The sequence below is a fragment of the Streptosporangium sp. NPDC023615 genome (assembly GCF_040640155.1).
Classification (GTDB): domain Bacteria; phylum Actinomycetota; class Actinomycetes; order Streptosporangiales; family Streptosporangiaceae; genus Streptosporangium.
The window spans coordinates 9870-18874 of the sequence record NZ_JBFABE010000098.1 but is presented as its reverse complement, the minus strand read 5'-3'; the positions used below and the strand labels follow the sequence as shown (position 1 = coordinate 18874).

The following is a 9005-nucleotide window of genomic DNA, read 5'->3' as shown; positions in this document are numbered from 1 at the left end:
CGGCCGGGCCGGGGGTCGAGTCCAGGACGGCCCGCGCGTGGTCCACGTGCGAGGCGCAGACCCCACCCGTCACGGGTGGGGGCCGCGCCTCCTGGCGTGTGCGGGGTCCCCCGCCGCGCCGTCGCTCAGACGTGGATCACGTCGTGGGTCTCGGCGAAGTGGCAGGCGCTCGCGTGCGCGGTGCCGGGCCTGACCACCAGCGCCGGCTCCTCGACCGCGCAGATCTCCTCGGCCTTCCAGCACCGGGTACGGAAGCGGCAGCCCGACGGCGGATCGGCCGGGGAGGGCGGGTCCCCCTGAAGGATGATCCGCTCGCGCCGCTCGCGCCCCTCGGGGTCGGGCACCGGCACGGCCGAGAGCAGCGCCTGGGTGTAGGGGTGGGCCGGCCGGTCGTAGATCTCGACGTCCTTGCCCAGCTCGACCAGCTTGCCGAGGTACATCACCCCGACCCGGTCGGAGATGTGCCGCACCACCGACAGGTCGTGGGCGATGAAGACGTAGGCCAGGCCGAACTCGTCCTGCAGCCGCTCCAGCAGGTTGACGACCTGCGCCTGGATCGACACGTCCAGCGCGGAGACCGGCTCGTCACAGACGATGATCTCCGGCTGGAGCGCCAGCCCCCGGGCGATGCCGATGCGCTGGCGCTGGCCGCCGGAGAACTGGTGCGGGTAGCGGTGGATGTGCTGGGGGTCGAGGCCCACCACCTCCAGCAGCTCCTGCACCCTGCGGCGCCGGTCCCCCTTGGGTGCGACGTCGCCGTGGATCTCGAACGGCTCCCCGATGATGTCGCCCACGGTCATCCGCGGGTTCAGCGAGGTGTAGGGGTCCTGCATGACCATCTGGATGTTGCGGCGGACCCGCTTGAGGTTGGCGCCCTTGGCGCGGGCGATCTCCTGACCGTTGATCCGCACCGAGCCGGACGTCGGCCGCTCCAGGGCCATCAGCAGCTTGGCCAGGGTGGACTTACCGCAACCGGACTCCCCGACGATGCCCAGCGTCTCACCCCGGCGCAGGTCGAAGGAGACCCCGTCGACGGCCTTGATCGCGCCGATCTGCTTGCGCATGATCACGCCCTGGGTCAGCGGGAAGTGCTTGACCAGGTCGCGGACCTCGAGAATCGGCTCACCCGTGGCTGCCATCGAGGACCTCCCTCCAGTAGTGACACGCGCTGCTGCGCACCGGGTCGATCTGGTAAAGCGGGGGCGGGTCGGTGACGCAGTTGTCCTGACGGTACGGGCACCGGGGGTGGAAGGAACAGCCCGAGGGCATGTCGAGCAGGTTCGGCGGCATGCCCTTGATCGCGTAGAGTTCCTGCCCCTTCAGGTCGACCCGGGGGATCGAGTCGAGCAGCCCCTTGGCATAGGGGTGGGCGGGGGCCCGGTAGATGTCGTGCACCGGGGCGTGTTCCACGATCCGGCCGCCGTACATCACCGCGATCCTGTCGGCGACGTCGGCCACCACGCCGAGGTCGTGGGTGATCAGGATCAGGCCCATGTCGCTCTCCCGGCGCAGCTCGGCCAGGAGCTCCATGATCTGGGCCTGCACCGTCACGTCGAGCGCGGTGGTCGGCTCGTCGGCGATCAGCACCTCCGGGTCGAGCGCGATCGACATCGCGATCATGATGCGCTGGCGCATGCCGCCGGAGAACTGGTGCGGGTAGTCGTTCACCCGCTGCGCCGCCGCCGGGATGCGGACCCGGTCCATCAGCTCGATCGCCTTCTTCTGGGCGTCGCGCCGGGACATGCCCCGGTGCACCCGGAACATCTCCCCGATCTGGGCGCCGACGGTGAACACCGGGTTCAGCGCGGAGAGCGCGTCCTGGAAGATCATCGCGATCCTCCGGCCGCGGACCTGGGAGCGGGCGTCCTCGGACATGGCGAGCAGGTCGGTGCCCCGGAAGCGGATCTCGCCCCGGGGGATGCGGGCCGGCGGCATGTCGAGAAGGCCCATGATCGCCTGCGCGGTCACCGACTTGCCCGAACCGGACTCGCCGAGCACGGCGAGGGTCTCCCCGGGGCTCAGCGAGTAGCTGACCCCGTTGACCGCCTTGAGCACGCCCTGTCTGGTCGCGAACTCCACGTGCAGGTCGTCGACGACGAGCAGCGGCTCGCCGCCCGCGACGTCACCGGACGGCACCGTCGAGGTCCTCGGGGTCGTCGAGGCCGTCGAGGCGGCCGAGGTGGCAGTCTTCTTCACAGGTCCCCCCTACCGCAGCTTCGGGTCGAGGGCGTCGCGGACGGCGTCACCCAGCATGATGAAGGCCAGCACCGTCAGGCTCAGGAAGAGCGCCGGGAAGAGCAGCGCCCACGGGGCCTCCAGGAAGCGTTCCCTGGCATCGGCGATCATGAGCCCCCAGGAGATGTCCGGCGAGCGCAGGCCCACGCCCAGGAAGGAGAGCCCCGCCTCGGCGGCGATGAAGTACCCCAGGTTGATCGTGGCGACCACGATCACCGCGGCGACCGCGTTCGGCAGGATGTGGCGGAACATGATCCTCGGCGTCGAGGCGCCGAGCGCCCGCGCCGCGATCACGTAGTCCTGGCTCTTGGCGGTGATCACCGCGGCCCGCATGATCCGGTACGTCATCGGCCAGGTCAGCACGGCGAGGGCGATCATGACCGTCCACACGTTGCCGGTCCTGAACACCGCCAGGATCAGCAGGGCGCCGAGGATCGACGGGATCGCGAAGAAGATCTCCGCGAGCCGGGAGAACCCGGTGTCCAGCCAGCCTCCGGCGAACCCGCCGAACAGGCCGAGCATGCCGCCCACCAGCGCGGTGACGATCGTGGTGGTCAGGCCGACCACGATGGAGTTGCGGGCGCCGTAGACGGTGCGGGCGTAGACGTCGCAGCCCAGGTTGTCGGTGCCGAACCAGTGCAGCTCGCCCATGCTCTTGCGGGCGTCGGAGAGCTGGCAGCTCGCGGCGTCGAAGGGGTTCACCGAGGTGAAGAGGGAGGGGACGACCGCCATCGCGACCAGGACGCCGATCAGGAAGGACGCCCCGATGAAGAGCGGCCTGCGGCGCAGGTCGTACCAGGCGTCGTTCCACAGGCTGGCGGCCTTGGGCGCGGAGCCCTTCCTCCCCCGCCGGCCGGACTTCGGGTTCCCGGTCTGTCCACCGGCCGGGATGAGGGTGTCACTCATAGCGGATCCTCGGGTCGAGCACGGCGTACAGCAGGTCGACGACCAGGTTGGCCAGGATGTAGATCAGCACCAGCACGGTCACGATACCGACGACGACGGGTTGCTCCCGCAGGTAGACCGAGCTGAAGAGCTGCTGGCCGATCCCGGGCAGGTTGAAGATCGTCTCGGTGATCACCGCGCCGCCCATCAGCGCGCCGAGGTCGGCGCCCAGGTAGGTGACCAGCGGGATCAGCGCGTTGCGCAGCGCGTGCCGCCCGACGACCCTGCGGCGCGGCAGGCCCTTGGCCACCGCGGTGCGGATGTAGTCGGCGCGCAGGATCTCCACCAGGCTGCCCCGGGTGAGACGGGTGAGGTAGGCGATCGACGTCCCGGCGAGCACGAACCCGGGCAGCAGGTAGCTGCGCCAGCCCTCCGACACGCCCGCGACCGGGAAGAGGTCGAGCCCGGCCTGCTTGAGCTTCACGCCCAGCAGGAGCTGCAGCACGAACCCGGTGACCAGCGTGGGGATCGAGATGAGCACCAGGGTGGAGGCGAGGATCATCGAGTCCAGGGGGCGGCCGCGGCGCAGCGCCGCGTACGTGCCGAGACCGATGCCGATCACCGCCTCCAGCACCAGGGCGGTCATCGCCAGGTTGATGGTCACCTGGAACTTGCCCGCCATGATCTCGTTCACCGACACCCCGCTGAAGGTGCGGCCGAAGTCACCGCTGAACAGGCCGGTGATGTAGTACCAGTACTGCACCAGGAACGGGTCGTTCAGGTGGTACTGCTCACGCAGGATGGCGACGATGTTGGGGTCGATGCGCTTCTCGCCCGCCAGCGCCGCGATGGGATCGCCCGGCAGCGCGAAGACGATGGCGTAGATGAGCAGGGTGGCACCCAGCAGGACAGGTATCGCCTGGAGCAGGCGTCTAAGGATGTAGCGGCCCATTCAAGTCTCCCGTAGGTGCCCGGGACCGGTCCCGCGGACCGGCGGATCGCGCGGTGCCGCGGGACCGATCCCGGGCGGCCAGTGAGGCCGGGCTCCCACCCGGCGCTCGACCGTTCGTCAGCCGGTCTTCTCCACCTGGTCCCACTCGATCTGGTTGAGGAGGTTGACCTTCACGCCCTTGACCTTCTGGGAGAAGGCGGCGTTGGTCCGGTAGAAGTAGACCGGGATGTACGGCAGTTCCTTGATCAGCACGTCGTCGGCCTGCTGGTAGAACTTCAGGCTCTCCTCCATCGTCGCGGCGGTGTCACCCTTGACGAGGAGCTCGTCGAACTCCTTGTTCGACCAGCCGGCGTAGTTGGAACCGGTCTTGATCGCGACGGTGGAGAAGATCGGGGTCAGGTAGTTCTCCGCGGACGGGTAGTCGATCGCCCAGCCCATCCGGAACAGCCCGCCGTAGGTCTTCTTGTCGAGCTCGTCGAGGATCGTGGCGAACTTCTCGAAGGGCTTGACCGCGACCTCGATGCCCAGGTTGGCGCGGAGGTTGTTGGCGACCGCCTCGATCCACTCCTTGTGCGGGCCGTCGGAGTTGTAGCCCAGCTCCAGCGTCTTGGGACCGCCGGCCTCGGCGTACTGCGCCTTGGCCTTGGCCGGGTCGTAGGCGCAGGCCGCGCAGGCGCCGGCGCGGTAGCCCTCCAGCAGCGGGTTGATGAAGTCGTCCGCGGGGGCGCGGGTGCCGGAGAAGACCGTCTCGGCGATGGTCTTGCGGTCGATCGCCATGGAGACGGCCTCGCGGACCTTCACGTCCGAGTACGTCTTGTTGTACTGCAGGGGGAAGCCGATGTAGCCGACGCCCGCGTCCGGCTCGTCCATGTAGCGCTCGCCGAACTCCGACTTGGCCCTGGAGATCGCCGACGGGGGCAGCGAGTCGTGGATGTCGAGGTTGTCGGCGGCCAGGTCGTTGAACGCGGTCTCCTGGCTCGTGTAGAGCTTGAACTGGAGCTTGGCGAACTTCGGCTTGCTGCCGGTGAAGTTGTCGTACCGGGTGAGGTCGATCGTCTGGTCGGTGCCCTTGTTGTAGGGCTTGTCGACCTGGAACGCGCCCTGGCCGATCGGCTTCTTGGCGTACTCCTCGGTGACCTTGCCGTCGGGGCCGAAGGCAGCCTTGGGCAGCGGGTAGAACGCGGTGTAGCCGAGCATCGTCTTGAACTGCGAGAACGGCTGGGCGAGGGTGACGGTGAAGGTGGACTCGTCGACGACCTTCAGGCCCTTCATCTCCTTGGTGGAGACGGCCTTGCCCTCACCGGGGTTCAGGTCGGCCCAGCCGTCGATCCGGCTGAAGAATCCGTTGGCGCCCTGCACGTTGTCCTGGTTGGCGGCGTAGTTCCAGGCGTCGACGTAGTTCTGCGCGATCACCTTCTCGCCGTTGTGCCAGGTGTAGCCGGGCTTGAGCTTGACCGTCCACACCTTGTTGTCGGTCGTCTCGATCGACTCGGCGGCCTCTTCGACGACCTGCTTCTGCTCGTTGTAGCTGACCAGCGCCGAGAAGACGGCCGCCAGGACCTCGGCTCCCTCGGACTCGGTGGTGTCACCGGGGTAGAAGAGCTTCTGCGGCTCGCCCAGTTCCATCCGAACCGGCAGGTCGGCGGCGGCCGATCCCCCGCCCTGGGTCTCCGTGCCGCCGCCACAGGCGGCCAGGGCGAGGGCGAGCAGCGCGGAGCCGGCGGCGAACCGCGCACTCTTGGTAACACGCATTACGGTAAATCCTCCCTTTGCAGGCTTACGCCGGCACTGAGATCCGGTAACCGGGCACCGTGAAGGAGGATCTTGTGGTCCCTGCTTCCCGCTGGTTCCGGTTCGGGTGCTGACGCCACACCGATCGGTCGCGACTATTCCTCACCGCTCCACACCGGCTTGTATCTGCGATGTTGCAGTTAGGTCACGCATGCGCCGATCCAGCGTCACATGTCCGTCACCTTGGTGAATCCGAGATCTCAGTCTCCTACGAATCCGACACATGCTGCCACATAGGACGTCAACGGTCATGTCAAAATACCCTCCCTCTTGGGGTCCTATGTCCGTTACTCGCCCATGACCCCACCCGGGGGCGACACTGACCCTGCCGCCCTCCCGCCGGTCGGTCACCGACGAACCACACAATTGCCGTGGAACCTCCGGCCCGGGGAACCCGTCCAATGTCTGCAGCGGCAGACCGCCGCAGGCACTTCATCCACTCGCATCCAATAGAGTCCTTGCCATGAGCCAGCCGGAATCCGCGATCGCGGACGCCCAGGCGGGCGGCCCGAAGAACGGCAACCCCTCCGAGGGGCAAGAGCCGCTGGCCAAGCTCGCCGCGCGTTACGGACTTCGGCGTGCCATCGCACGCCCCAGTCTGCCCGTCTACCTGCGTCAGCTGTGGGAACGGCGTCATTTCATCACGACGTACGCCACCTCCCGCAACGTCTCGAAGTACAGCAACTCCGCCCTGGGTCAGCTCTGGCAGGTCCTCACGCCACTGCTGAACGCCGCGATCTACTACCTGATGTTCGGTCTGATCCTCGGCGCGCACAAGGGCGTCGAGAACTATCCGGCCTTCCTCATCACCGGGATGTTCGTCTTCACCTACACGCAGCGCTCGGTGAGCGGCGGCGCCAAGGCGATCTCCGGCAACCTGTCGCTGATCCGCGCCCTGCACTTCCCCCGGGCCGCGCTCCCGCTGGCCTACACGATCCAGGAGTTCCAGCAACTGCTGATCTCCATGGGCGTGCTGGGGGGCCTGGTGCTGATCACCAAGGAGCCGATCACCTGGTACTGGCTGCTCATCCCGGTCGCCCTGGCGCTGCAGTCGATGTTCAACGTCGGTGCCAGCCTGGTCCTGGCCCGCGTCGGCGCCACCGCCCGCGACCTGAACCAGCTCCTGCCCTTCATCATGCGCACCTGGCTGTACGCCTCCGGCGTGTTCTTCTCCATCAACGACAAGGTCGTGGACGCCGGCCTGCCCCAGTGGGTCGCCGACATCATGTACTTCAACCCCGCCGCCGCGTACATCGAGCTCATGCGCGACCTGCTCATCCAGGAGCACCCGGCGCCCCCCTACATCTGGGGCGTCTGCGTATTCTGGGCGGTGTTCGCTCTGCTCGGCGGCTTCTGGTACTTCTGGCGAGCCGAGGAGAAGTACGGCCGTGGCTGAGTTGACCGAGGAGCTGTCCGGAGTGAAGGCCGAGGAGCCGGCCGTGCCCAGCACGGACGTCAGGGTGTATCCCGCCCCGGAACCCGCCGTCCCCGGCGGCCCCGCCCGCGAGGAGACCCCGACGGTCATCGTCGACGACCTGCACATCATCTACCGGGTGTACGGGGCGGCCAGCGACACCGAGAAGGGCAACGCGGTCAACGCCCTCATGCGCCTCGTCAAGCGCCAGGGACGCCCGCAGATGAAGGAGGTGCACGCCGTCCGCGGCGTGTCCTTCGTGGCCCGCCACGGTGACGCCATCGGCATCGTGGGCCGCAACGGCTCCGGCAAGTCCACGCTGCTGCGCGCCATCGCCGGGCTCCTGCCCCCGCACTCCGGCGCGGTCTACACCGACGGCCAGCCCTCCCTGCTGGGCGTCAACGCCGCGCTGATGCGCGAGCTCACCGGTGAGCGCAACATCGTCCTCGGCTGCTACGCGATGGGCATGAATCCCGCCCAGGTCAGGGAGACCTACGACGACATCGTCGACTTCTCCGGCATCGGGGAGTTCGTGCAGTTCCCCATGTCGACCTACTCCTCCGGCATGGGCGCCCGGCTCCGTTTCGCCATCGCCTCGGCCAAGTCCCACGACGTGCTGCTCATCGACGAGGCCCTGGCCACCGGCGACCGCGAGTTCCGGCGCAAGAGCCAGGACCGCATCAAGAAGATGCGCGACCAGGCCGGCACCGTCTTCCTGGTGGCGCACAACCTGGACGTGATCGAGGAGACCTGCAACCGGGTCATCTGGCTGCACAAGGGCAAGATCAAGATGGACGGCGACCCGCAGACGGTCCTGGCCGCCTACAACAAGGGCTGAACCCCGCCCAAGGTGTCCCGGCCCGCGCTCTCCGGGGGCGCGATCCCGGCGGCCCCCGGCCGGCCCCCGCCGCCACGGAAGCGTCCACGGTGAGACCGCGCCCGCCACGGACGCGTCCACGGCGGGCTCCGGCCGCCACGGGCCGACCATCACGGGCCGATCACCACGGGCTCCGGCCGCTACGGGTCCGATCACGGGGCAGGATGAGGGGCGACCGACAAGACGCTCCCATCGGAGGTGAATCGTGTCCGTGCGGCCACCGATTCCGTATGACTTCCTGCCCCGGGTCCCCGCCCTGACCGTCGAGAGCGACGACGTGCGCGACGGCGAGCGCCTGGCCGACACCCACGTGTTCGACGACTGGGGGGCCACCGGCCAGAACGTCTCCCCGCACCTGCGCTGGTCCGGCGCCCCCGAGGGCACCCTCGGCTACGCCGTGACGTGCTTCGACCCCGACGCGCCCACCGGCAGCGGGTTCTGGCACTGGCTGCTGTACGACATCCCCGCCGGCACGACCGAACTGCCCGCCGGCGCCGGCGCGGCCGACGGCGGCGTGGGCGTGCACGGCCGCAACGACTACGGCACGCGCGCCTACGGCGGCGCCGCCCCGCCCCCCGGCCCCCCGCACCGCTACATCTTCGCGGTACACGCCCTCGACGTGGAGAAGCTCGGCCTCGACGCCGACGCCTCCCCCGCCGTGGTGGGTTTCAACATCACCGCCCACACCCTCGCCCGCGGCTTCGTCACGCCCGAGTACGGCGTCGGCGATACCGGCGCGTCGGGGTGAGGACCGTCCCCGCGAAGGCCGGCCCGTCGCGGTGAGGACCGCCTCCGCGCGGGCCGGCCCGTCGCGGTGAGCGGGGCGGGCGTCCACCTCGGGGGCCCCGGGG

8 protein-coding genes are annotated in these 9005 nt (G+C 68.9%); 3 read left to right on the top strand and 5 right to left on the bottom strand.

What is annotated here, in order from left to right:
- Positions 1-125 precede the first annotated feature (125 nt).
- From AB0G16_RS36375 to AB0G16_RS36355, 5 genes are all read right to left on the bottom strand, one after another.
- Entirely contained in the window at positions 126-1139 is a 1014-nt protein-coding gene (locus AB0G16_RS36375) for a dipeptide ABC transporter ATP-binding protein (protein WP_362815232.1), read from the bottom strand.
- Positions 1123-2136 carry an ABC transporter ATP-binding protein gene (locus AB0G16_RS36370; protein WP_362815234.1) on the bottom strand — a complete coding sequence of 338 codons (1014 nt, stop codon included), beginning with the start codon at positions 2134-2136 and terminating at the stop codon, positions 1123-1125. The genes AB0G16_RS36375 and AB0G16_RS36370 overlap by 17 nt, the downstream gene beginning before the upstream one ends.
- A gap of 69 nt (positions 2137-2205) precedes the next feature.
- Positions 2206-3141 (bottom strand): ABC transporter permease, encoded by a 936-nt coding sequence (locus AB0G16_RS36365; protein WP_362815230.1) that lies wholly within the window; start codon positions 3139-3141, stop codon positions 2206-2208.
- Positions 3134-4072 carry an ABC transporter permease gene (locus tag AB0G16_RS36360; RefSeq protein ID WP_362815228.1) on the bottom strand — a complete coding sequence of 313 codons (939 nt, stop codon included), beginning with the start codon at positions 4070-4072 and terminating at the stop codon, positions 3134-3136. The genes AB0G16_RS36365 and AB0G16_RS36360 overlap by 8 nt, the downstream gene beginning before the upstream one ends.
- A 117-nt stretch (positions 4073-4189) precedes the next feature.
- Positions 4190-5824, bottom strand: coding sequence for an ABC transporter substrate-binding protein (locus AB0G16_RS36355; RefSeq protein WP_362815226.1), 1635 nt, complete (start codon positions 5822-5824; stop codon positions 4190-4192).
- A gap of 502 nt (positions 5825-6326) precedes the next feature.
- On the opposite strand from AB0G16_RS36355, the gene AB0G16_RS36350 reads away from it, so the two are divergent.
- The 3 genes from AB0G16_RS36350 (at position 6327) to AB0G16_RS36340 (ending at position 8902) form a co-directional block, all read left to right on the top strand.
- Complete coding sequence (locus AB0G16_RS36350) at positions 6327-7259, top strand: ABC transporter permease (protein ID WP_362815224.1); 933 nt, start codon at positions 6327-6329, stop codon at positions 7257-7259.
- Complete coding sequence (locus AB0G16_RS36345) at positions 7252-8115, top strand: ABC transporter ATP-binding protein (protein WP_362815222.1); 864 nt, start codon at positions 7252-7254, stop codon at positions 8113-8115. The genes AB0G16_RS36350 and AB0G16_RS36345 overlap by 8 nt, the downstream gene beginning before the upstream one ends.
- Positions 8116-8359: 244 nt before the next feature.
- Positions 8360-8902, top strand: a complete 543-nt coding sequence (locus AB0G16_RS36340) for a YbhB/YbcL family Raf kinase inhibitor-like protein (RefSeq protein ID WP_362815220.1) — start codon at positions 8360-8362, stop codon at positions 8900-8902.
- The last annotated feature ends 103 nt before the right edge of the window (positions 8903-9005 follow it).

Excerpts from the sequence above, each read along its gene's own strand:
- AB0G16_RS36350 (WP_362815224.1), top strand. The coding sequence starts at position 6,327 with ATGAGCCAGCCGGAATCCGCGATCGCGGACGCCCAGGCGGGCGGCCCG.
- AB0G16_RS36355 (WP_362815226.1), bottom strand. The coding sequence starts at position 5,824 with ATGCGTGTTACCAAGAGTGCGCGGTTCGCCGCCGGCTCCGCGCTGCTC.
- AB0G16_RS36360 (WP_362815228.1), bottom strand. The coding sequence starts at position 4,072 with ATGGGCCGCTACATCCTTAGACGCCTGCTCCAGGCGATACCTGTCCTG.
- AB0G16_RS36375 (WP_362815232.1), bottom strand. The coding sequence starts at position 1,139 with ATGGCAGCCACGGGTGAGCCGATTCTCGAGGTCCGCGACCTGGTCAAG.
- AB0G16_RS36365 (WP_362815230.1), bottom strand. The coding sequence starts at position 3,141 with ATGAGTGACACCCTCATCCCGGCCGGTGGACAGACCGGGAACCCGAAG.